Origin of the sequence: Clostridium perfringens ATCC 13124 (genome assembly GCF_000013285.1) — a bacterium.
In the GTDB taxonomy this organism is placed as follows: domain Bacteria; phylum Bacillota; class Clostridia; order Clostridiales; family Clostridiaceae; genus Sarcina; species Sarcina perfringens.
Window position 1 is genome coordinate 447,904 of record NC_008261.1, and the last position, 22,925, is coordinate 470,828.

Sequence of the window (22,925 nt, forward strand, 5' to 3'; positions counted from 1 at the left end):
TAGAAGCTGTATAAATACAGCTTCTTTACTTTTTACTTGAAATTATACTTATACTTTGCAATCTACTTTTTAGAACAATCTTACGTAAAAATCTATTGTACATAAAAGGACATTTAAATAACTTTGAAAATATTTTAAGCCTAATTTTAAAAGTTTTAAATCTATATTTTTTATTAGGGTTTTTACTATTGGAATTTAAAATTTCACTTAGGTAATTTGCGCTATTTATTGCTGAACTTATTCCTTCTAAGGAACTTGGACTAATAAAACCAGCAGATTCACCAATTAAGAAGGCGTTATCTTTTCCACAACAGAAATCAGAATATTTAGAAGGTCTTAAAACTAAACAAGCTTCTGTTTTTAATGGTTCACCAAATTTGAAACCAAGCTTTTCTAACTTTTTCTTTTGGTTTTCAAATTTCTCCCTAGGATTATTTAAAGGATAGGCACCACCAAAAATAAATTGATTATCCTTAGAAATTGACCAAGAACAACAATCAGTATTTTCTTCATCAAATATACAGGAGTAGAAAGGATTTTCATGTTCTTCTGCAAACCATTGTTGGATAGACATATAAGTTCGAATTTTCTTAGTTGGATAAATAGTACGGCGAACTATAGAGTTAGCACCATCAGCTCCAACTAAATATTTAGCTTTTATTATGTGTTCAGATCCATCTTCAAAAAAAGTAATTTTATAGCCATCAGTAACTTTTTCTATTTTTGAACAAGTAGAATTATTATGGATTTCAACATTGCTAGGAATTAAGGATTTTAACCATAAGTCAAATTTATGACGATTAAGATTTAAATAAAATCTTTGATAGTGACGAATTAAGTTACTATCTAAATCTATAGTTTTAACAGCAAAAATTTGAGGATCTACTAAAATATCTTTAGGGATAGTCATATCAAATTTTGCAAAGGCTTCTTGAGCATGGGAGGAAAGTAATCCACCACAAGGCTTTTGAAAACCATTGTTAATAGTATATTTTTTATCTATAGCAATAATATTAAATTCTTTAGAAAGTAATCGTGCTAATGTAGAGCCTGCAGGGCCAAGTCCTATAATAGCAACATCATACATGGAATTCATAAAATTTTCCTTCCTTTTCATTATATATAATTTAACAATAATTTTTTTGTTTTAAGAAATAATTACTTATTAAATTTAGCATAGTATATCATCAAAAATAAAAATAATCAATAAATATTTATTGTTTTTCGATATAAAGTAATTAATGATTTGGATATAAAAAAGCTGTAACAAAGTTTAAATAATAAAATTTATAAATATACTATTTTAGATTATTTATAAATTTTATATTTAAGTTATTTTGTTACAGCTTTAAAAAATTATCTACCAGTTAATCTACTTTCAAATTTTTGTAAGGAATCATTATTACTAACATAAATTCTATCCATGTTAAAATTATTGTCTTTTCTGTCAGTAAAGTTTCCATTTAAATTAAAACCTAATTTATATCCAGCTTTTTCTGCTGCAACTCTAGTACTAGAGTTATATCTTCCAAAAGGATAAGCAACAAAATCTACAGGTTTTCCAATGATTTTTTCTAAAGCTACTTTAGAATCTTTTAGAGTTTCAAGTTGTTTAGATTCATCTAATGTAGATAAGTCATCATGTTTAAAAGTATGGCTTTCTATTTCTATACCGTTATTAGACATTTCTTTTAATTGATCAGCAGTCATATAATCCTGTGCTCCAACATAATTTGAAATTACAAATATTGTAGCAGGAAATTTGAATTCTTTTAGTAAAGGATAAGCATATTCATAGTTTCCTTTATATCCATCATCAAGAGTTATAACAACAGATTTTTCAGGAATAGGTTTATTATTTCTTAGATAATCATAAAGTTCATCTAAAGTTATAGGTGTATAATTATTATCCTTTAAATATTGAAGTTGTTCTTTGAATTTTTCAGGGTTTACTAAAAGTTCATTATTATTTGGATTGTTTGGAGTTACATCATGGTAACATAAAACAGGAATATTCATATCTTCAGAAGTAGTTTTTAACCCTTCAAATCTATTATTAGTAGCTTCAGCATTGGAATTTGATTTTTCACTAGTATTATCTGTAGGATTTTCCTTATTGCTAGAAGCTTCATCTTTTTGAGTATTATTTTCTAAATTAGCTTTTTCACTTTCCACATTGCTTTTGTTACCTTTCATGTCACAAGCAATGAAAGATGAACTTATAATTAGTGCAGAAACTAGAGCTATTAGAAATCCTTTGTGTTTTATTTTTCTCATCTTTTAAATCTCCTTACTAATAAATTTTGTTTACAATAATTTAGTATATCATAAAAAAAGTAAAATTTAGGTTACTTTATTATTACGATAACCTCTAGGTATTTCTCAAATAATTGAAAAAAATCATCATTTTAATAAATTTATAATTAAATATTTTAAAGTTTATTATTGGTCTAATTATTAGAAATATTCATTAATAAAAGAACTTTAATAAAGAGTTATATTTTTAAATATGTTAGGAGACAAATATTATTATAAAAATGTGCAAATCTAAGTAAATAAGCCCTTTTAAGAAGTGTTGACATTAGATTTATTAGAGTATATATTACTTAATAATATAATGGGTTTATTGGAGGTGAGTTGTTATTAAAAAATATAAATATATTTTTTAATAACAGAAGTTTATGAGTAAAATAATTGATGGAAGATTTAGTGACAAAGTAATGATTATTACAGGAGCAGCTGGAGGAATAGGAAAGGCTGTGGCTTTAAGAGCAGCTAAAGAAGGAGCTAAATTAGTTTTAGCAGATAGAAAAGAAGAGATGAGTAAAGAAACTCTAAAAGAAATTAGAGAAATAACTTCTAATGTTGAGTTTTTAATATGTGATTTAAGAGAAGGAGAAAATTGTAAGAAAGTAATAGATACTGCTATTAAAAAATTTGGTGGCTTAGATATTTTAATAAATAATGCTGGAATTACAGGAACACCAGCACCAGTACACGAGATGAGTGAAGAGATGTTTAGAAATGTTTTAGATTGCAATATAATGATAGCATTTCATTGTTCTCATTATGGAATTCAAGAGATGATAAAGCAAAATAAAGGAGGAGCTATTGTTAATGTTTCTTCTGTTGCAGGTTTAACTGGATTTCCAGGACATTCTGCTTATGTAACATCTAAACATGGATTAAATGGACTTACTAGAAATATGGCATTGGATTATGCTAGATATGGTATAAGAGTAAATGCAGTGAATCCAGGAACTACAGATACTCCAATGTATCATGAAGCTTTAGAATTTTTGAAAAATAAAAGGGAATCTGCTGAAAAGGCAGGAGTTAAAATTGAAGGGGGAATAGTATCAGGAAAAGTTACTTCTCCTCAAAATAGAGTGGCAAGAGCAGAAGAAGTTGCCGATGTCATATTATTCTTATCATCACCAGAAGCAAGTAATGTAACTGGAATATTTATGCCAGTAGATGGTGGTTTTACAGCATTTTAATAAAAATAAATCCTATGAAATATTATTTCATAGGATTTACTTTTATGGTGCTGTGTTTCATTGGGAGATAATGCTTATTAAAAATAACTGGAAGTTCTGAATTAGAATATATAGCTTCCTCAATTAAATAAAATTGACTTTCATCTGGAATTGGGCGACGCTTAGTTACGAAGTTACCAGATGTAGTGAATTTAATAGTACTTTTTATCTTTGAGCATTCTTTATAAGATTCTTCTTCAATGAATTTCAATAAATTATTTTTATCTGATAGATCTATATTAAATTTTGAAATTGCCTCAATAGATATTATTGTGTAAGAATAAGCTAGAGCTAAATTATCATTTAAATACCATCTATCAATACAAACCGTTGCAACAGAACTATCTCCTAATATCTTTTTATAATAATCTGAGGGTGGATCTATTTTAAAATCTAATTCAATATTATTTGTCTCTACATCTAAACACTTATATACTGGATGTCCTATTTTTTCTAAACCTGTTGTATCAGTTTTATTTTCTTTAATTATGTAATTTCCTTTACCTCTAATGTTTTTTATTAATCCATCATCTTGAAGCAGGGCTAAAGCTTGTCTAAGTGTACTTCTACTAACACCTAATCTTTTAGCTAGTTCCGGTTCAGAAGGAAGTCTACTATTTTCAGGGAAAGTTCCTTCGTTAATCATCTTAAAAAGTTTATCGTATACGGTAACATATAAGAGTTCTTTATGTTTATTTACAGTTAATATTTCCATTTATAATCACCTTCCTAAAAATAGACAAGTTACAAACAAGTTGGGGTAGGACAAAGTATTATTTACTTAAATTATAAAAGATTTTATATTAATAACCAACAAATAATTTAAAAAATTTTCTGTAAACGTTTGATAATTTCTAGAAAGTGTAGTATTATATAAATATAAAATAGACAACTAAGTAGACAAGTTTAAAATTGTTATAAGGAAACAAGGATTTAGGAGGAAATGTAAATGATTTATACACAAGGTTCAGACAAACAGTTTCATATAGACGTAGCACCAGGAGAAGTTGGAAAATACGTAATAATGCCTGGAGATCCAAAAAGATGTGCTAAAATAGCAAAATACTTAGACAATGCTAAGTTAGTAGCAGATAAAAGAGAATATGTTACATATACTGGATATTTAGATGGAGAAAAAGTAAGCGTTACCTCAACTGGTATTGGTGGCCCATCAGCTGCAATAGCATTAGAAGAATTAGTTAAATGTGGAGCAGACACTTTCATCAGAGTAGGGACTTGTGGAGGAATAGATTTAAACGTTAAAGGTGGAGATCTTATAATAGCAACTGGATCTATAAGAGCAGAAGGTACTTCAAGAGAATATGCTCCAATAGAATTCCCAGCAGTAGCAAACTTAGATGTAATAAACGCTTTAGTTAAAGGAGCAAAAGAATTAAAAGTTCCTTATCATACTGGTGTAGTTCAATCAAAGGACTCTTTTTATGGACAACACTCACCAGAAACTAAACCTGTAAGCTATGATTTATTAAACAAATGGGAAGCATGGAAAAGATGTGGATGTTTAGGATCAGAAATGGAAGGTGCAGCATTATTTATAGTAGGAAGCTATTTAAGAGTAAGAGTTGGAGCTGTTTTCCTAACTATAGCTAACCAAGAAAGAGAAAAAGAAGGACTTGATAATCCTCAAGTACATGATACAGAACTTGCAATAAAAGCAGGAATAGAAGGAATAAGAAACTTAATTAAAGAAGATAAAATGAAAAATAATGCATAGGAGCTTAAGAGACCTATAAATTTATCTAATAGCTTAGTAATTCTTAGTAAAATCTTTTTGATTTAGCTTTAGAATTACTAGTTATTAGGGAAATTAAAGCTTAATGCATAAGATAAAATCTTAAAAATTATAATAGATACGGAAATACACTTAGGGGGTTTTAACAATGAGCAAATATAAAAGAATTTTTACAATAGTAATAGATTCATTAGGAATAGGTGCAATGAATGATTCAGAAAAATATGGAGATGTTAATGTTGATACATTAGGACACATTGCTGAATCAGTAGACACATTTAATATACCTAATCTTCAAAAAATGGGTATAGCAAACTTACACCCAATAAAACACGTAGCTCCAGTTGAGAATCCAATAGGATACCAAGCTAAAATGGCTGAAGCAAGTGTTGGTAAAGATACAATGACAGGACACTGGGAAATGATGGGCTTACACATAACTAAGCCATTTAAAACTTTCACAGATACTGGATTCCCACAAGAATTATTAGATGAGTTAACAGCAAGAACTGGTCATAAAATAGTAGGAAACAAGAGTGCTAGTGGAACAGAAATCCTAGATGAATTAGGAGAACACCAAATTGCAACTGGAGATATGATAGTTTATACATCAGCAGATTCAGTTTTACAAATTTGTGGTCAAGAAGAAACTTTCGGCTTAGAAGAATTATATAGATGCTGTGAAATCGCAAGAGAATTAACTCTTAAAGATGAATGGAAAGTTGGAAGAATCATAGCAAGACCTTACTTAGGAACTAAAAAAGGTGAATTCAAGAGAACAAGCAATAGACATGACTATGCTCTTAAACCATATGGAAGAACAGTTCTTAATGAATTAAAAGATAACAACTTTGATGTTATTTCAGTTGGTAAAATAAAAGATATATTTGATGGAGAAGGAATAACAGAAGGAAATAAATCTAAGAGTTCAGTTCACGGTATGGAACAAACATTAGAAATAATGGATAGAGACTTTACTGGATTCTGCTTTGTTAACTTAGTTGACTTTGATGCTTTATGGGGACATAGAAGAAATCCTCAAGGTTATGCAGAAGAATTAGAAAAATTCGATGTTAACTTAGGAAAAGTATTAGAAAAGTTACATGAAGATGATTTATTAATAATAACAGCTGACCATGGTAATGACCCAACATACACTGGAACAGATCACACTCGTGAGTATGTACCATTCTTAGCTTATTCACCATCAATGAAAGGTCATGGACAATTAGAAACTCCAAAAACATTTGCAACTATTGGAGCAACAATTGCTGATAACTTTGGATTAAAAATGCCAGAAGGAACAATTGGTGAATCAGTTCTAAATAAATTAGTTTAATAATTTGTAAGAATATCTGAAAGCTATATCAAATTTTATATTTGATATAGCTTTTCTTATAAAGATAATAAACCTTACAAATAATATGAAGAGAATATCTAGATGAGCTTTAGAATTTAAATTATTATGGAGAAGATATTACGTTAAAAAGCTGAGACTGTTAATTTCTTTGGAATACAATCTCACAAAGTTCGATTGCATAAGTTCAAGATTCCAAATTAAAAATTTGGGCTTTCACTTAAAATCTAGTAATTCTCTAAATATGTTTGTAAGGTTTATTAAAAGTTATTTTTACAAATCACTTTTTTATAAATGTAAGAAGGTTAAAAAAGACTTTGGTGAATTTTGAAGCTTGATTAATAAATCAATATCTCAAAATGGACCAAAGTCTTTTAAATTTTGGATAGGGTTTTGATATGTGAGTAGTTTACATAAATTTAAATAAATATACTAAGCCTATTAAGGCAAGTATTATCAAAACTATTGCAAAGTAACGTTCAACTTTAGTAAATTCTTTTTCATTAGGACTAGTTTCACGTCTAGCTTTTATGAATACAGGAATTCCTAAAGCATATATAACTATAGCTATAAGCATATAGTTGATTCCAGCAGCGTAAATTAACCAAACACCATAAATTGATCCTAATATGGCAGTAATCATTGCATATTTTCTTTTGGCAAATATATCTGTTGGATAGTTTTCGTTTTTATATGTTATCTTAAATAAATATAAGGTAGAAACAAGATAACAAGGAAGTGCCATAACACTTGTTATACTAAGCATCATATTCCATGCATTACCTGCAAAGTGAACAAGTATTAATATTATTTGCATAATGATTGTTGATGCTAATAAAGAAAATGAAGGTGATTCATTTTTATTTTCTTTAGCAAATATTTTTGGAAATGTTCCGCTTTGGGCTGCTGCAAAAGGTAATTCTGAAAGCATTACAGTCCAAATAAGCCAAGAACTTAATATTGCTATAATTACACCAAGGTTCATTATTACACTTCCCCAGTTTCCTATTAAATCCATTAATACTGCAGCTGTTGATGGTGGAGCCATTTTAGAAATTTCTCCTTGTGAATATACACCAAGTGGTAATAATGAAAGTAGTGTATAAATTAAAAGACAAGTAATAAATCCTAAAAATGTTGCTTTACTAACATCTTTTTGAGATTTAGCTCTTCCAGAAACAACAACGGCACCTTCAATACCAGTAAATACCCATAAGGTTACAAGCATTGTGCTTTTTACTTGAGGCAATATTCCTCCTAAGTTTGTATCATGAACTTTTGCAACTGTTTTTAATCCCCAGAAGTCAGTAAAGAATGTAGAAAATCTAAATGAGAATAATAAAACTAGTAAGAAAATTGCTAAAGGTAATAATTTTCCTATTGTTCCTATTACATTTAAAGCACTTGCTTGTTTAACACCAGCCAATACTATAAAGAATATAATCCAAAGGACAAGAGATCCACATGCTATTGAAAGCCAGTTATTACCCCCTTTAAAGTAAGGTGGGAAAAAGTAGTTTAGTGAATCCATTAAAAGTACGGCATAGCCAACATTTGCAAAAGAGTTACATATCCAATATCCCCAGGCCATTAAAAATCCTGTAAATTTCCCAAAACCAAGTTCACCATAGGTATATATACCTGTTGTGGCATCAGGTCTTGCAGCAGCAAGGATTCTAAAGGTGTTAGCTATGAACCAAATTCCTATCCCAGTTATTATCCAAGATATTAATATTGCACCTGCAGAAGCGGATTGGGCCATGTTTTGGGGAAGGTTATAAACACCTCCACCCAGCATAGCACTAATTACTACCCCAGCAAGAGCAATTACACCTAATTTTTTATTATCATTCATAATAACTCCTCCTAGAATAATTTTGTTTTAAGAAATTATTATTGATTATTTTTTACTAGGATTAACTAAAGAATCAAAATTCATATCATCTAACCATTGAGAAAGAGAAATTCTATTTAAACTTGGGAAACCTTCAGAAGGAACAGCATCTCTTGCTAAGGTTACATAAGGAGCGCAAGTTAAAGCGTTTCCAATTTCACCAGGTTTCATTATTACATAAGCAAAACCTATGTAAGTTCTTTCAAAAACAACATGAGAATCTCTACCGCATTCAACTACTGACCAAGTTACAGCTTTTCTATGATCTTCTAGGAATTTCTTTAAGTCTTCTGGATTATCATTTTTTGTCCAAAGTCCTGCATCTTCTATGAATAAATCAGCACAGTGATCTCTATCATTTGATAGTGATAAGGCTATAAATGACCATACACCATAAGCTTCTCCTTCTTTTAAAGGTCTATTTTCCTTTGGTCTATAAGCTGTAGCACTCTTATTTGCACATATTACATGGGCACCTGGAGCAGTTGTAAAACGTCTATTTTTTTCTGTACCGAAAAGTTCTATACCAGCTTCTAATAAAGGTTTAGCATCATAAACTTTAAGTGGAGTTCCATCAAATTGTTTTAATTCATATAAAGGTTTGATTTCATCATTAGCAATTGAATCATGTGTTGCTAAATCATGTCCCCAAACTTGACCTGCAACCCCACAGAATGATGAAGCTGTAAGCATATTAATTTGTCCAACATAAGCATCATTTATTTCAGCTCTATCATAAGAAACTATACCATCTAGTAATATATCGTCAGTCTTTTTAACTGTACCAACGGAAACCTTAAGAACTGATACATATCCATTACCATAAGCCCCTGGCATTCCGTAGCCATCACAATAACGATCATAAGGACTTATAGCTGTTTTATCAATTTTAGGTGCTCTTACCTTTATATTTTTATGTATTCCTTCAGAAAGAGTCCTGTTTCTGTTTGCTTCAAGATTTTTATTCATTTAAATCACTCCTAAACAATATAAATTTAACTATTAAATTTTTAGAATAAAAATATATTATTTGGCCAAATAATAATTTACCTTTCATTATGTAAAATTATAGCACTTTAAATATTTGTTACAAATTTAACATTTATAGTATTTAAAAGTTTTCATATGAAATTTTTTTAGTTGTGTATAAAAGTGAGTTAAACTTTAAAATATTAACAAATAATGAATTTAATGTATACAAGGTTTATAAATTTATTTGTATTTATATGAAAAAATTTTATGCTTATTTTAACTAAAATATATTTAAAGACTTAAGTAATTATTTGTGATAGAATAAAAATATTTTATAAGATTATAAGTATATAAAACCTTAGAATTTTATAAATTAAAAATAATAAAGAGCCAAATTTAATAAAAATTAATAAGATAAATAAAAATATTATTCTGAAATTAATTAAGAGTATAGGTGTGATATTATGGAGATTTTATTAGGCGCATTAGGTATAACCTTAGTAACAGGATTTTTTTATTATGAAAACAATGGAATAAGTACAACTAATTATGAAGTTGATTGTGGAATTGGGAAAGATATAAATGTGGTTCATTTATCAGATCTTCATGGAAAAGAGTTTGGAAAAAATAATGAAAAACTTAAAAGGTCAATATTAAAGGAGAAGCCAGACTTAGTTGTTGCCACTGGAGATATGATAGATTCAAGTCTTAAAAATATGGAGGGTGTAATAGATTTTTTAAGTGACTTAAGTAAGTGTGTTAAAGTTGTTTATATCTCAGGAAACAATGAACAGAGGTGCAAAAAAGCTGAATATATTTTTGAAAGTTTAAAGTCAAAGGGAGTTATAGTTTTAAGAAATGAAATTATAACTTTAAGTTTAAATGGAGTTAAAGTGAATATTTTAGGTATGTTTGAAAAGCCAAAGGGAGATTTACATTCTTCACTTAAAAAAATTAATGGAAGCTATGCATATGAGGATTCTCATAAACTTTTTAAAAGATTAGAAGGCTTAGAGGGATTAAAAATTGTTTTAAGTCATTATCCAGAACTCTTTGAGGCTGAATATTTAAAATATGATTTTCATATAATGTTTTCTGGTCATGCACATGGAGGTCAATTTAGAATTCCTATAGTAAAAAGAGGATTAATTGCACCTGGACAAGGAATCTTTCCTAAATACACTGAAGGAATGCATGGAAATAAAAATAAACTTATTATTAGTAGAGGTCTTGGAAACAGTACTAAAATAACAAGATTATTTAATAGACCTGAAATAGTGAATGTTAAGATTAAATAATAGATAATTTAAAAATTAAGTTTTGTTTAAAATATGCAACATATCTATTTAAACTAGGATGATTTCTTTTAAAGAATATATTAAAATTTATTATATATTATGAAATTAAAAGGAGAAGTTTTTAATGAACAAGAACATGGAAATGATGAAAAAACTAATAGAAGAAAAAAAGAATAAAGGGAAGAATACTAAAGCTAATGTTAGAGCTCAAAAAACTATTGGCTTTGCTCAAGGGGGAAGAAAGAGCAACAATGGTGGAGGCTTATTTGATAAATAAAGTCTAATTAAAGATGTTTTTATTGAAATCTTAAGAGAAATAGGCTGTATGGAAATATAATAATACAGCTTACAAACATATTCCGAGAATTACTAGATTTTAAGTGAAAGTCCAAATTTTAATTTGGAAACTTGAACTTATCCAATGGAACTTTAGTTACATTGGAGTCATTTAAATAATCATTACTTCGAAGATATCACTAAAGCTTCGAAACTTGCTACGCTTCAAACAGTCTCAGCTTTTTAACGTGATATCTTCTGCGTAATAATTTAAATTCTAAAGTTCATCTAGATATTCTCTTCATACTGTTTGTAAGCTGTATAAAAAGTTATTTAGATACACGCTCTTAGGTCTAGAATAAATATAATTATTTATTTTACTATGAAAGACTAAATGCAGGTTGTTATGGTATAGATAAAGTTTTTATAGCTAAATTAAGTGGATTTAATATTAGGAGGAAAGAGTTTATGAAGAAAATAGGTTTTATTGGTGTAGGAATAATGGGAAAATCAATGGTTCGTAACCTTATGAAAAATTACTTTGAGGTTTCTATTTTTGCTAGAAATAAAGAAAAAGTTTTAGATGTAATTTCAGAAGGAGCAAATTTTTATCCCACTATAAAAGAGTGTGTTTCTGGATGTGATGCAGTAATAACCATAGTAGGTTTTCCAAAGGATGTTGAAGAAGTTTATTTTGAAGAAAATGGAATACTTGAAAATGTTAAAGAAGGAACTTATGTTATTGATATGACAACATCAAGTCCAAAGTTAGCAGTTGAAATATTTGAAAAAGCAAAAGAAAAAGGGTTAAAAGCCTTAGATGCTCCCGTTACAGGTGGAGATATTGGAGCTAAAAATGGGACTTTAACTATTTTAGTTGGAGGAGAAGAAGAGGATTATAAAGCTTGTTTACCTATTTTTCAAGCAATGGGAACTAATATTCACTATGAGGGAAAAGCTGGCTTTGGTCAACATACTAAGTTAGCAAATCAAATAATGATAGCAGGGGCTATATCAGGGGTTTGTGAAGCTATGGCATATGCCAAGGATAAAGGATTAGATGTGAAAAAAATGCTTGATTCAGTATCTACTGGAGCTGCTGGAAGTAAGCAACTAGAATTAGTATCTCCTAAAATTTTAGAGGAGGATTTTGCACCAGGATTCTTTATAAAACATTTCATCAAAGATATGAAATTAGCTAAGGAGGAAGCTTTAGCTGATAATGTGAATTTAGATATTTTAAGTAAAGTTTTAGAGAATTATGAGGATCTAGAAAGAGAAGGTTTCGGGGACTTAGGAACTCAAGCTTTAATAAAGCATTATAATAAATAATTTAAGTTTATTTATAAGGATTGTATAAGAACTAAGAAATAAATTGCCTGTATCAAATATAATAATAAAACTTACAAACATATTTGGAGAATTATTAAATATTGTTTTTATAATGTTTGTAAGTTTTATCAAAAATTATTTTGGTATAGCTTCTTTATTTTTAAGGTGTTTTTATACAGTCTTTTTTATTATAATTAACAAAATGAAAACAATATATATATAATGTTAATGAATATTCGTATTTTATTGAAATTGTATAAATATGGTGATATTATAAATTAAAATACATAAATTGAGGGAGACAAAATGGATATAAGGAATGAAATATTAAAGTTAAAAAAAGAGAAGGGGGCTATCATATTAGCACATTATTATCAAATTCCTGAAATACAGGAAATTGCTGATTATGTAGGCGATTCATATTACTTAAGTAAAATAGCAAAGGATTGTGAAGAAAATATAATAGTTTTTTGTGGGGTTAAATTTATGGCAGAAAGTGCAAAGATACTTTCACCAGAAAAAACGGTTATATTACCAGTTATGGAAGCAGGCTGTGTTATGGCAGACATGGCTACAGCAGATGGACTAGCTAAATTGAAAGAGGAACATCCAAATGCCAAGGTTGTTTGCTATATAAATTCTTCAACTGAAGTAAAAGCATTATCTGATGTTTGCTGTACTTCATCTAATGCTGAGAACATAATAAATAATTTAGAAGAAAAAGAAATTATATTTTTACCTGATAGAAATTTAGGGTCTTATATTCAGGAAAAAACACCGGATAAAAAGTTTATATTATGGAATGGCTTTTGCATAGTTCATGAAGCTATTCAAAAAGAAGAAATTTTAAGATTAAAAAGTGAGCATGAAGGAATTTTAACAGTAGCTCATCCAGAGTGTAGTAAGGAGATAAGAGATATTTCTGATTTCATAGGAAGTACTAGTGAAATAATAAATTTTGTAAATAATTCTTCAAATAAAAAATTTATTATAATAACAGAAGAAGGGGTACTTCATCAGTTGAGAAAAAATGGAGAGGAAAAAGAATTTTATATTCCATATGGAAAGATGGTTTGTAGAAATATGAAAATGACTACCTTAAAGGATCTTTATGAAAGTCTTTTAAAAATGGAAAATAAAATTGAAATAGATGAGGATTTAAGATTAAAGGCATATAATTCATTAAAAAATATGCATAAACTTGGGGGCTAAAACTATGAAAAGGGTAGCTGATGTATTAATAGTTGGAAGTGGGGTAGCAGGACTATATGCCTCATTAAACTTAAGAGAAGATTTAGAAATAATTATGGTTTCAAAAAAGTCAGTTAATTTATGCAATTCTTCCCTAGCTCAGGGGGGGATTGCAGTAGCTAGAGGAAAAGAAGATTTCCAGTCATTCATTGAAGATACTTTAAAAGCTGGAAAGTATGAAAATAACATTGATTCTGTTAGGGTTTTAGTTGAAGAATCAATGGATAATATAAATAAACTTATTGATTTAGGGGCTAATTTTGAAAAGGATGAAAATGGAGTTCTTTTTACAAAAGAAGGGGCACATGAAATAAATAGAATTGTTTATCACAAAGACATCACTGGAAAGCATGTTGAAGATATTCTTTTAGAAAATGTTAAAAGAAGAAAAAATATAAAAATAATAGAAGATTGTGAAATGGTTGATATATATCATAGGGATAATAGATGTATAGGAGCTTTATTTAATAAAGATGGAGAGACTTTAAGTATTTATGCTAAAGTTGTGATTTTAGCCACAGGTGGAATTGGTGGTTTATTCAAAAAATCTACTAATGAAAGAATCATAACTGGAGATAGCATAGGGGTTGCAATTAGAAATAATATAGAAATTAAGGACCTTTCTTATATACAAATTCACCCTACTGCATTTTTCTCAAAAAAGTCAGAGGAAAAAAGATTTTTAATTTCTGAATCTGTTAGGGGAGAAGGAGGAAAACTCATAAACTGTAATGGAGAAAGATTTGTAGATGAGTTATTACCAAGGGATATAGTTTCTAAAAAAATATATGAAGAAATGAAAAAAACAAATTCTAATAATGTGTTTTTAGATGTGTCCTTTATGGAAAAGAGTTTTTTACAAAATAGGTTCCCTAACATATACAATAAGTGCTTAGAGGAAGGAATTGATATAAGTAAGGAGCCAATACCTGTAGCCCCAGCCCAGCATTATTTCATGGGAGGAATTAAGGTTGATTTAAATGGAAAAACTTCTATGGAAAATTTATATGCTTTTGGTGAGACAAGCTGCACAGGAGTTCATGGTGCTAACAGACTTGCTAGTAATTCTTTATTAGAAGCTTTAGTCTTTTCAAGAAGAGGGGCCTTAGAAATTAATAGTTATATAGATAATTTAGAGCTTATTATAGAAGAGAGAGAATGTGAAGATTTAGATAAATACAGATTGTTAAACAGGAAAATATTAATTGATGAAATCTGTAGGCTGAGAGGAGATATTAAGGATGAATTGGTTACTTGTGGAGGAGAATGTAAAAAGAGCTCTTAATGAGGATTTACAATATGGAGATATAACAACAGAGTCAGTAGTATTAGATCATAAAATAGCTAAGGTTGATATTATAGCTAAGGAAAAAGGGGTAATAGCAGGTACAGAAGTTTTCAAAATGGTCTTTAAGATTTTAGGAGATGTAGAAGTTGATTTTTCAGTAAATGATGGAGAGGAAGTTGAAAAAGGGCAGCACTTTGGTCAGGTTTCTGGAGATGCAAAAAAAATTCTTATGGGAGAAAGGGTAGCTTTAAACTATATGCAAAGAATGTGTGGAATAGCAACCCTTACTAGAGAATTTGTTGAAAGATTAGAAGGAACAAAAGTTAAGCTTTTAGACACAAGAAAAACTACTCCTAATATGAGGATTTTTGAGAAATATGCAGTGAAGGTTGGGGGAGGAACTAACCATAGATTTGGATTAAATGATGGGGTTATGATAAAGGATAATCACATAGAGGCAGCAGGTGGAATAAAGAATGCAGTTTCCCTAGCAAGAAAAAATTCTCCTTTTGTTAGAAAAATAGAAGTTGAAGTTGAAAGCATTGAGCAATTAAATGAGGCTTTAGAAGCAAAGGCAGATATAATAATGTTAGATAATATGGACATAAAAACCTTAAAAGAAGCTGTAAAGTTAATAGACAATAGAGCAGAGGTAGAAGCTTCAGGAAATGTAACCTTAGATAACATTATGGAAATAGCTGAAACAGGAGTTGATTTTATATCAACAGGGTCAGTTACCCATTCCTTTAAAGTATTAGACATAAGCATGAAAAACTTTAGATATATAGATTAAAAACTTGTTTATATTAAAACTAAAATAAAACTTATAAATAATATGAAGAGAATATCTGAATGAGCTTTAGAATTTAAGCTATTACGTAGAAGATTTTACCTTAAGAAGCGAAACTGTTTGACCGAAGGGAGTTTTTCGCTTTAGTAAAATCTTCGGAGTAATTGCTATAAATTCTTAGCGAAATTCAGTAATTCTCGGAATTTATTTATAAGTTTTATTTGTATATTATGTAATAAAAATATATTTAGTTTTAATTAGATTTTATTTATTAATAGTGAATAGTTAAGATTATTATATTTATTAACTTTAAAACTTTTTAACTAGCCTTTGTTTCTTCATCATACATATTTTCAAATTCCATTGATGTTGGACTTTCTTTTAATACTGCATTTAGGATTAGGGCAGCTATTGTTCCAGTTGAGATTCCAGAAGAGAAGATCATTCTAATTGCTTCTGGAAGGTTATGAATTACATCAGGTCTAAATGTAACTCCTAGTCCAAGTCCCATAGAAATAGCTATTATTAAAAGATTACGCTCTGTAAGTTTTATATTACTTAGTGTTCTAATACCAGCTGCCGCAACTGTTCCAAACATCATTATACCTACGCCACCTAGAACTGGATTTGGTATCCCTGTTATTATGGCAGCCACTTTAGGTAAGAATCCAAGGATAACTAATAGTATCCCAGCCATTACAGCCACATGACGGCTAGCTACCTTAGTTAGAGAAATAATACCTATATTTTGACTAAAAGAAGTATTAGGACAAGAACCTACTAGTCCACCTAAGGCACTTCCTACACCATCAGATAATACTCCAGCAGCCACTCTTTTATCACCAATATCAATATTAGATGTCTCTCCAATAGCCTTTAAACATCCTACAGTTCCTATTGTGGCTACAAAGTAAGCAGGTATAAAGGCCATAACTGCTTTAGCATCAAAAGTTACTCCGAATTCAAGGATCTTAGGGAATGATAGCCAACTTGCTTCCTTTACAGGAGTAAAGTCAACTAGTCCAAGAGGAATACAAACTATATATCCTACAACTATACCTATAAGTATTGAGGCGCTACTAATCATACCTTTTCCGTAGTTATTAAGTAAAAGAGTTATTACTAATACAAACATAGCCACAGCTAAGTTTTCTAAACTAGCATAATTAGCTGAACCAGCACCACCTGCGGCCCAATCAATTGATACAGGAAGTAGAGTTAATCCTATTAAGGCAACTACGGTACCTGTAACAAGTGGTGGGAAAAATTTCATTAAAGGTTTTATAAAGAAACTTAAAATAACTTCAAATAAAGATCCGAGTATTGTAGCTCCAATTATTCCAGGTAATCCAAGAACTGAACCAACTGAAATTGCAGGGGATACAAAGGTAAAATCAGTACCCATAATACAGGCAACTCTTGCTCCAACTTTTCCAACTCCTTTAGCTTGAATAATGGTAGCTAGTCCAGAACCAAGTATAGAAGCACTTATTAAGGCTGTTGTTACTTTACTATCAAAGCCAAGAGAAGTTGCAATAACTAAGGGTACTACTATAATTCCACCAAAAGCAGCAAATATATGTTGAAGTCCAAAGAGAACTTTTTTGGGCAAATCTAAATCATCATCTACTCCATAGATTAAGTTAACTTCCGTGTTTTTTAAGTTTTGCTTTTCCATAATTTCATCTCCTTATAGTTTTTTAGAATTTACATATTAAGATTTAAATTTATATCCAAAATAAAAATTCCCTATAAGTTTTAAAATAAAAAATATGAGTTCTATTAAAAGTATTTTAAGAGAATTTTTTATTGGAATAATATACTTTAAATCTTAAAACTCATATAAAGAAAGGTTTCTTATAACTTTTAGGAAGTTATACTTAATAAAAAAACAACACCTTTTTAGAGGTGTTGCTTTAAAACTAGAATTACTAGAATTTATAGTACAACTCCTCGTAGTCTGCTATTTTACGGTTAGCAGGTAGAAACTTTCGGACCATATTACCGATTATATACGAGTTAAAATTTAATACACTTATTATATCACGAAAAATTCAAATATCAATAGTTTATATTGTTCGCTATAATAAATTTATTTTATTTTTAAATTATTTTTAATGGAAGTATATGTAAGGATTTTACTTTGTATTAAGAAATTTTAAAATAAGTATAAGAAAAAAAGAAATATCTCTTATTTCTAAGGATTTTTTATTAATTTAAAAATACTTTTAGTTTGAAAGGTATATTTTTTAGTATAAAACCTATATGAAAGTCTTGGACAAATGTCCTTGAAAACATTTACTTAATATTTGATAATAAGCTTGTAAGAAATACATTGAGAGGAGAATTTAAAATGAACTTATCAAAAGAAATTAAAGAAGCTTATGAATATATAAAATCTAAAAGTAAATATTCTCCTAAAATAGGCTTAGTTTTAGGAACTGGATTAGGAGATTTGGCAAATGAAATAGAAGAGGCAGAATATTATAGATATATGGATATACCTAATTTCCCAGTACCTACTATTGCTGGGCATGAAGGAACTTTAATAATTGGAAAGTTACATGGTAGAGAAGTTATTGCTATGAAAGGAAGATGCCATTATTATGAGGGGCACTCAATGCAAAGGATAACATTACCTATTAGAGTAATGAAACTTTTAGGAGTTGAAACTCTTGTAGTAACTAATTGTTCAGGACAGGCTAAAGAATCTATTGAAGCTGGAGATTTAGTTGTAATAAGAAATCATATAAACTTCACTGGAGATAATCCTTTGAGAGGAGAGAATTTATTAGAGTTTGGTGAAAGATTTCCAGACTTAGCTTATCCTTATGACAAAGATTTAAGAGAAGAAGTTAAAAATATTGCTAAAGATTTAGATATAAATTTAAAAGAGGGAGTATATGCAATGTTTTCAGGTCCAAGTTATGAAACAGCAGTGGAAACCTTAATGGCTGCATCCTTAGGAGCAGATGTAGTAGGAATGTCTACAGTTCCAGAAGTTATAGTAGCTAATCATTGTGGAATAAAAGTATTAGGTTTTTCTGGTGTACCTTGTTTAGCTGCCGCTTATTCAGAAGCTGAAATAACTCATGAAGAAGCTATGGTAAATTTCCAGAGTATTACAGAGAAGTGTACAAGTATAGTAAAAGAATTTTTAAAGAGATATTAGATAAAAAATATTTAGTATTTTGCTATCAAGAACAAATGATTATAAAGAATTTTTAAGAGAAATATTTTAAATTTAGGAGGATATTATTTATGGAATTAATGAAAAAATTCACTTCATATACTTGTAGCCCAATATTCGTTGTAGTAGCATGTGCTATATGTTTATTAGTGGGATTTTCAATAAACTCAAGTATTATAGAAATTTTTGCTTCAGTAATAGGAATAATAAATGTTTGGTTATTATCTAGAGAAAAAGTGTCCAATTTTATATTTGGGATAATAACAGTAGTAGCATATTTATACATATATTACAATACTGGATTATATGCATTAGCTGTGTTAGCATGTTTCCAAGTTGGATTCAACATATTTGGTTGGTACTATTGGGTTAAAAATTCAGATCAAGAGGACAATGTAGTAACATCAGGGTTAACTAAAAAGGGACAGATATTATGGACTATAATTATATTGGCAGCTTGGGCAGTTTGGGGATATGTAGAAATAAATATATTACATGCTCAAAATGCAATTCTAGATAGTTTAACTGCAGTACTTGGATTAGTAGCCCAATATTGGTTAAGTAAAAAGTTATATGAAAATTGGATTTTATGGATATTAAGTAACATATTATTTATAATTATATATATACTAAATGGATACTATGTAATGTTAATTTTAGTTGCTATTCAATTAATCTTATCAATATCAGGTTTATTAGAATGGTATGCAAGCTTTAAGGAGCAAGGAGAAAATAAATTAACACTATAATAGATAAAACTATTTTTATGGGTGTGATTATGTATGAAGAGTTATGAATTAATAGAGTTTATAAATAACTGTCCAAAGGAAATTAAAAAAGAATTAAAGAATAGAAGTTTTAAATATGGAGAAAAGTTATTAGTTCAAAATGAGAATTGTGATTTTGTATATATCTTATTAAAGGGAAAAATTAAAACATATCATTGTGATTTTACAGGAGCTATATATCTAGAAGATATTGATAGTGAAGCTACAATATTTGGTGAACTAGAAGCCTTAATTAATAAGGAAGTAGTTACTACAGTGGAGGCTCTATCACAATGTGAGACCTTAGAGATAAGCAAAGAATCTTTTATTAAGTGGATAGAATTAGATAATAAATTTTCATTATTTATAAGTAAGCTTATAGCAGAGAGAAATTATGAATGTTGCAAAAGAGAACGAGTTAATGCCTTTTATAATTTAAGATATAGGGTAATGTACATAATATTAAATACACTTCATAAAAATAATTTAGGAATTACTAAGGATTTATTAGTTGAAGGGGTAGGTTCTAATATTAGAAGTATAAATAGAATAATAAATCAATTAATAGAAGAAGGAATTCTTGATTATAATTCAGGTAAAATAAAAGTTAAATCAATAGAAAAACTTAAAGAAGAAGTTAATTATTATAAGCCTTAAGAGATATAATATTAAAAAAGGTGCATAAAATCTTACATTATTAAGATTTTAGATGCACCTTTTTCATTTTTTTATAATTAGTATATTATAGACAATAAAAGAAGTTTTATAAAAAAAGTAAATTGTACAATCCATTTTATTACAAAAAAGTTTTAAAAGTATATTATAATAAAAATATGTATAAATTATTATAAAATGTTAGTGGTATTGAGAGGAGGATAAAAATGCAAATTACAGATGAAAAAGTTAAAAAGAATTTTGTAATAAGAGCTCTTAAACAAATAGGAACTTTCTTTATTTTTACTATGGTTTTTGCTATTGTATTTAGTTTTTTACAGCCACGAGTTTATAAAACACATAGTGAATATATTTTTATTAAAGAGAAGTATGATAATCTTCAAAAAGAGTATGATTCCTTAAATGAAAAAATAAGTAAGGATACCAATGCTTTAAATTCTAAAAAAGAAGATTTAACTAAAAGTAATGAAGATTTACAAAATAAATTAAATTCATTAAATAAAGAAATACAAAGTTTGAATTAGGAGTAGGAGCATATGATAAAAGAAATTATAAAATTTATAAAAACTCATAAAATAGCTCTTATACTAGCATTGATTTTAGGGATTTCGCCTAATCTTATGGTTAAAGATTATTCAAAGGAATTTAATGAAGTAGCTCCTAAAGTTAATGAGTTAGAATATAAAATACCTGCCTTAAAAAATAATACAGAGCTTAAATCAATTCAGGAAGAAATAGATAAATTACAAAATGAAAATAATACCTTAAGTAAAGAGGTAGAAGATAAACAAAAAGAGTTAGATAATTTAAGAGCTAAAAAAGAGGAACAAGTGAAAATCGCACAGGAAGAATCAAAAAAAGCAGAAGAAAACTCTAAAAATAAAGGGGTTGAAAATAGTAATAGCACATCAAATAATAACAGTAAGAATACAAACAAATCCTCTGGTGATCCATCAAATTTAGCTAATTCTTCAGGAGATTCAACACCTAAAACAGCTGGTTCAGGAGAAATAGTTTATTGGACAAGTGGTGGAAAAAGCTATCATAAAAGATCTAATTGTACAACCTTAAAAAGAAGTAAAACAATATACAGTGGAACACAGGCTGAAAGTGGTAAAAGTGATCCATGTAATGTTTGTTGCAGGTAATACATAATTATATTAAAAGAAATTTAAGATAAACTTATAAATATTATAAAGAGAATATTTAAAAAAGAGTATATAATTTTCTAGATATATTTATAGGTTTTCTTTTTATATATTTTTATCTGACTTTATGATTTTTGTATTTATTACTTTTATATATTTTGATAAAATATTCTACATATACTAATGGAAGAGGTAAGGAGCAAGGTATGAGTGACAAAAAATTATTCACAATAAAGACATCTATAAATAAAAAAGATTATAGTAGATTTTTGTACATAGCAACTTTCTTAAGAAAGAAATTTACAATTCCTGCTATTATAGTAATTACAGCTTTAATGGCTGGATTTGTTTCTTATAATAATAGGATTTTTGAATTAAAAAGCTTTTTAATTTATTGGTTAATATTATTAATCATAACTTTATTTGCAATAGTTGTGAAAATTGAATTTCAAAGTAGGGAAAGGGAAAAGGCTGATAAATCTGGTATTTTAAAATCCATAGAAACTTTAGAATTTTTTGAGGATATTTTAGTTATTAAAAGCACAGCATTTAAAGGTAAAAGCAAAATCAAATATTATAAATTTTATGAGGTAATAGAGACTAAAAACTATTTTATAATATATTTCAACAGAAGACAGGCTTCAATAATAAGAAAGATTGATTTAGAGGATTCATTGGTAGATGAATTAAGAAATTTATTAACAGGAAAAATAGGTCGTAAATATAAAAAACTTTTTAAATAATATATTAAAATATAAGATTATAAAAGGTATGTATGAAAATATAGTAATAAACTTATTTTTATACAGTACCTTTTATTTTTTATATTTTATAAGGGATAGTTTAAAATAAATATTCCACGAAAATATTTATTATTTTCATGTATTAATATAATTTTAGAAAAAATTTTTTAGTTAAATTTTATTTTAAATTGAAAAAGAAAATTCGGTATAATTTATTTTTTATTAATGTATTATGGGAAAAAATAAAAAATAAATAAAAAATACACTTAAGGTTGACAGCTGGAAAAATAAGAGATAATATACTTATAAATTCAAAATTAAATTCTATGAAGAGAAAAAGTAGGGCATATTTATTGATCCACAGAGAGTTGACAAGTTGCTGAAAGTCAATGTTCAAGGTATATCTGAAAATCATCTCGGAGAAGTAAAGCTGAAGCTATATTTTAGTAAGTTTTATCGGATTTTCACCGTTATAGGAAAAGCGTATTATTTAGTACGTATTTTAAGAGTGCTATAAATTAAATCTATTTTTTTAGGTTATATTTATAGAATTAGGGTGGTAACGCGATTAAACCTCGTCCCTTTTATAGGGACGGGGTATTTTTTATTTTTAAAGGAGGTTTTTTTATGGACATAGAAGGAGAAATTATAA

21 protein-coding genes, 1 riboswitch and 1 other annotated feature are annotated in these 22,925 nt (G+C 28.2%); of the genes, 15 read left to right on the forward strand and 6 right to left on the reverse strand.

Annotation, left to right across the window (positions count from 1 at the left end):
* Window positions 1-25: 25 nt before the first annotated feature.
* Both CPF_RS01870 and CPF_RS01875 read right to left on the reverse strand, forming a co-directional pair.
* Window positions 26-1,096, reverse strand: coding sequence for an FAD-binding protein (locus tag CPF_RS01870; protein WP_011590166.1), 1,071 nt, complete (start codon window positions 1,094-1,096; stop codon window positions 26-28).
* Between the two features lie 260 nt (window positions 1,097-1,356).
* Window positions 1,357-2,277, reverse strand: a complete 921-nt coding sequence (locus CPF_RS01875) for a polysaccharide deacetylase family protein (protein ID WP_011590167.1) — start codon at window positions 2,275-2,277, stop codon at window positions 1,357-1,359.
* Window positions 2,278-2,681: 404 nt separating this feature from the next.
* Between CPF_RS01875 and CPF_RS01880 the strand changes: the two genes are divergently transcribed.
* Window positions 2,682-3,500: an SDR family NAD(P)-dependent oxidoreductase gene (locus CPF_RS01880; RefSeq protein WP_003455277.1), complete on the forward strand. Its 819-nt coding sequence runs from the start codon at window positions 2,682-2,684 to the stop codon at window positions 3,498-3,500.
* Window positions 3,501-3,522: 22 nt separating this feature from the next.
* Here CPF_RS01880 and CPF_RS01885 read toward each other — a convergent pair whose 3' ends face one another.
* Entirely contained in the window at window positions 3,523-4,254 is a 732-nt protein-coding gene (locus CPF_RS01885; RefSeq protein WP_003471236.1) for a GntR family transcriptional regulator, read from the reverse strand.
* A gap of 234 nt (window positions 4,255-4,488) precedes the next feature.
* Here CPF_RS01885 and udp point away from each other — a divergent pair, with 234 nt between their 5' ends.
* Window positions 4,489-5,274: a uridine phosphorylase gene (gene udp, locus CPF_RS01890; RefSeq protein ID WP_003461217.1), complete on the forward strand. Its 786-nt coding sequence runs from the start codon at window positions 4,489-4,491 to the stop codon at window positions 5,272-5,274.
* A gap of 166 nt (window positions 5,275-5,440) precedes the next feature.
* On the forward strand, window positions 5,441-6,631 hold the full coding sequence (locus CPF_RS01895) for a phosphopentomutase (protein ID WP_003450068.1): 1,191 nt from the start codon (window positions 5,441-5,443) through the stop codon (window positions 6,629-6,631).
* A gap of 427 nt (window positions 6,632-7,058) precedes the next feature.
* Here the strand turns inward: CPF_RS01895 and CPF_RS01900 are convergent, their stop codons facing one another.
* Together CPF_RS01900 and hdcA are read right to left on the reverse strand one after the other, a co-directional pair.
* The gene (locus CPF_RS01900; protein ID WP_003455623.1) at window positions 7,059-8,504 is read right to left on the reverse strand and encodes a basic amino acid/polyamine antiporter; all 1,446 of its coding nucleotides are present in this window, start codon (window positions 8,502-8,504) and stop codon (window positions 7,059-7,061) included.
* A 45-nt stretch (window positions 8,505-8,549) separates the two neighbouring features.
* A complete protein-coding gene (gene hdcA, locus CPF_RS01905; RefSeq protein WP_003450230.1) occupies window positions 8,550-9,512 on the reverse strand; it encodes a histidine decarboxylase, pyruvoyl type in 963 nt (320 codons plus the stop codon).
* A 467-nt stretch (window positions 9,513-9,979) separates the two neighbouring features.
* Between hdcA and CPF_RS01910 the strand changes: the two genes are divergently transcribed.
* The 6 genes from CPF_RS01910 (at window position 9,980) to nadC (ending at window position 15,753) form a co-directional block, all read left to right on the forward strand.
* Window positions 9,980-10,813, forward strand: coding sequence for a metallophosphoesterase (locus tag CPF_RS01910; RefSeq protein ID WP_011590168.1), 834 nt, complete (start codon window positions 9,980-9,982; stop codon window positions 10,811-10,813).
* 124 nt (window positions 10,814-10,937) lie between these two features.
* Complete coding sequence (locus CPF_RS14930; RefSeq protein ID WP_003473917.1) at window positions 10,938-11,090, forward strand: hypothetical protein; 153 nt, start codon at window positions 10,938-10,940, stop codon at window positions 11,088-11,090.
* A gap of 467 nt (window positions 11,091-11,557) precedes the next feature.
* Window positions 11,558-12,421 carry an NAD(P)-dependent oxidoreductase gene (locus CPF_RS01915; RefSeq protein WP_011590169.1) on the forward strand — a complete coding sequence of 288 codons (864 nt, stop codon included), beginning with the start codon at window positions 11,558-11,560 and terminating at the stop codon, window positions 12,419-12,421.
* 306 nt (window positions 12,422-12,727) lie between these two features.
* Window positions 12,728-13,633, forward strand: a complete 906-nt coding sequence (gene nadA, locus CPF_RS01920) for a quinolinate synthase NadA (protein WP_004457430.1) — start codon at window positions 12,728-12,730, stop codon at window positions 13,631-13,633.
* A 4-nt stretch (window positions 13,634-13,637) separates the two neighbouring features.
* Complete coding sequence (locus CPF_RS01925) at window positions 13,638-14,957, forward strand: L-aspartate oxidase (RefSeq protein WP_011590170.1); 1,320 nt, start codon at window positions 13,638-13,640, stop codon at window positions 14,955-14,957.
* Complete coding sequence (gene nadC, locus CPF_RS01930; RefSeq protein WP_011590171.1) at window positions 14,914-15,753, forward strand: carboxylating nicotinate-nucleotide diphosphorylase; 840 nt, start codon at window positions 14,914-14,916, stop codon at window positions 15,751-15,753. Before CPF_RS01925 ends, nadC begins: the two co-directional genes overlap by 44 nt.
* Before the next feature lie 316 nt (window positions 15,754-16,069).
* Here the strand turns inward: nadC and CPF_RS01935 are convergent, their stop codons facing one another.
* The gene (locus CPF_RS01935) at window positions 16,070-17,428 is read right to left on the reverse strand and encodes a uracil-xanthine permease family protein (protein ID WP_003455285.1); all 1,359 of its coding nucleotides are present in this window, start codon (window positions 17,426-17,428) and stop codon (window positions 16,070-16,072) included.
* 258 nt (window positions 17,429-17,686) lie between these two features.
* Window positions 17,687-17,788, reverse strand: a riboswitch (purine riboswitch).
* Between the two features lie 315 nt (window positions 17,789-18,103).
* On the opposite strand from CPF_RS01935, the gene CPF_RS01940 reads away from it, so the two are divergent.
* The 6 genes from CPF_RS01940 to CPF_RS01965 all read left to right on the forward strand — a co-directional run bounded on the left by CPF_RS01940 (window position 18,104) and on the right by CPF_RS01965 (window position 22,273).
* Window positions 18,104-18,922, forward strand: coding sequence for a purine-nucleoside phosphorylase (locus CPF_RS01940; protein WP_011590172.1), 819 nt, complete (start codon window positions 18,104-18,106; stop codon window positions 18,920-18,922).
* 89 nt (window positions 18,923-19,011) lie between these two features.
* Window positions 19,012-19,689: a nicotinamide riboside transporter PnuC gene (gene pnuC / locus CPF_RS01945; protein ID WP_011590173.1), complete on the forward strand. Its 678-nt coding sequence runs from the start codon at window positions 19,012-19,014 to the stop codon at window positions 19,687-19,689.
* A gap of 33 nt (window positions 19,690-19,722) precedes the next feature.
* On the forward strand, window positions 19,723-20,364 hold the full coding sequence (locus CPF_RS01950; protein ID WP_003455357.1) for a Crp/Fnr family transcriptional regulator: 642 nt from the start codon (window positions 19,723-19,725) through the stop codon (window positions 20,362-20,364).
* A 224-nt stretch (window positions 20,365-20,588) separates the two neighbouring features.
* A complete protein-coding gene (locus tag CPF_RS01955; RefSeq protein WP_011590174.1) occupies window positions 20,589-20,906 on the forward strand; it encodes a coiled-coil domain-containing protein in 318 nt (105 codons plus the stop codon).
* A 12-nt stretch (window positions 20,907-20,918) separates the two neighbouring features.
* On the forward strand, window positions 20,919-21,530 hold the full coding sequence (locus CPF_RS01960; RefSeq protein ID WP_011590175.1) for a coiled-coil domain-containing protein: 612 nt from the start codon (window positions 20,919-20,921) through the stop codon (window positions 21,528-21,530).
* 206 nt (window positions 21,531-21,736) lie between these two features.
* Window positions 21,737-22,273, forward strand: coding sequence for a YcxB family protein (locus tag CPF_RS01965; RefSeq protein WP_011590176.1), 537 nt, complete (start codon window positions 21,737-21,739; stop codon window positions 22,271-22,273).
* Between the two features lie 317 nt (window positions 22,274-22,590).
* Window positions 22,591-22,859, forward strand: a binding site (T-box leader).
* The last annotated feature ends 66 nt before the right edge of the window (window positions 22,860-22,925 follow it).

What these genes read in the sequence shown, in the direction of transcription:
- CPF_RS01870 (WP_011590166.1), bottom strand. Translation starts at nt 1,096, where the DNA reads ATGAATTCCATGTATGATGTTGCTATTATAGGACTTGGCCCTGCAGGC.
- CPF_RS01875 (WP_011590167.1), bottom strand. Translation starts at nt 2,277, where the DNA reads ATGAGAAAAATAAAACACAAAGGATTTCTAATAGCTCTAGTTTCTGCA.
- CPF_RS01880 (WP_003455277.1), top strand. Translation starts at nt 2,682, where the DNA reads ATGAGTAAAATAATTGATGGAAGATTTAGTGACAAAGTAATGATTATT.
- CPF_RS01885 (WP_003471236.1), bottom strand. Translation starts at nt 4,254, where the DNA reads ATGGAAATATTAACTGTAAATAAACATAAAGAACTCTTATATGTTACC.
- udp (WP_003461217.1), top strand. Translation starts at nt 4,489, where the DNA reads ATGATTTATACACAAGGTTCAGACAAACAGTTTCATATAGACGTAGCA.
- CPF_RS01895 (WP_003450068.1), top strand. Translation starts at nt 5,441, where the DNA reads ATGAGCAAATATAAAAGAATTTTTACAATAGTAATAGATTCATTAGGA.
- CPF_RS01900 (WP_003455623.1), bottom strand. Translation starts at nt 8,504, where the DNA reads ATGAATGATAATAAAAAATTAGGTGTAATTGCTCTTGCTGGGGTAGTA.
- hdcA (WP_003450230.1), bottom strand. Translation starts at nt 9,512, where the DNA reads ATGAATAAAAATCTTGAAGCAAACAGAAACAGGACTCTTTCTGAAGGA.
- CPF_RS01910 (WP_011590168.1), top strand. Translation starts at nt 9,980, where the DNA reads ATGGAGATTTTATTAGGCGCATTAGGTATAACCTTAGTAACAGGATTT.
- CPF_RS14930 (WP_003473917.1), top strand. Translation starts at nt 10,938, where the DNA reads ATGAACAAGAACATGGAAATGATGAAAAAACTAATAGAAGAAAAAAAG.
- CPF_RS01915 (WP_011590169.1), top strand. Translation starts at nt 11,558, where the DNA reads ATGAAGAAAATAGGTTTTATTGGTGTAGGAATAATGGGAAAATCAATG.
- nadA (WP_004457430.1), top strand. Translation starts at nt 12,728, where the DNA reads ATGGATATAAGGAATGAAATATTAAAGTTAAAAAAAGAGAAGGGGGCT.
- CPF_RS01925 (WP_011590170.1), top strand. Translation starts at nt 13,638, where the DNA reads ATGAAAAGGGTAGCTGATGTATTAATAGTTGGAAGTGGGGTAGCAGGA.
- nadC (WP_011590171.1), top strand. Translation starts at nt 14,914, where the DNA reads ATGAATTGGTTACTTGTGGAGGAGAATGTAAAAAGAGCTCTTAATGAG.
- CPF_RS01935 (WP_003455285.1), bottom strand. Translation starts at nt 17,428, where the DNA reads ATGGAAAAGCAAAACTTAAAAAACACGGAAGTTAACTTAATCTATGGA.
- CPF_RS01940 (WP_011590172.1), top strand. Translation starts at nt 18,104, where the DNA reads ATGAACTTATCAAAAGAAATTAAAGAAGCTTATGAATATATAAAATCT.
- pnuC (WP_011590173.1), top strand. Translation starts at nt 19,012, where the DNA reads ATGGAATTAATGAAAAAATTCACTTCATATACTTGTAGCCCAATATTC.
- CPF_RS01950 (WP_003455357.1), top strand. Translation starts at nt 19,723, where the DNA reads ATGAAGAGTTATGAATTAATAGAGTTTATAAATAACTGTCCAAAGGAA.
- CPF_RS01955 (WP_011590174.1), top strand. Translation starts at nt 20,589, where the DNA reads ATGCAAATTACAGATGAAAAAGTTAAAAAGAATTTTGTAATAAGAGCT.
- CPF_RS01960 (WP_011590175.1), top strand. Translation starts at nt 20,919, where the DNA reads ATGATAAAAGAAATTATAAAATTTATAAAAACTCATAAAATAGCTCTT.
- CPF_RS01965 (WP_011590176.1), top strand. Translation starts at nt 21,737, where the DNA reads ATGAGTGACAAAAAATTATTCACAATAAAGACATCTATAAATAAAAAA.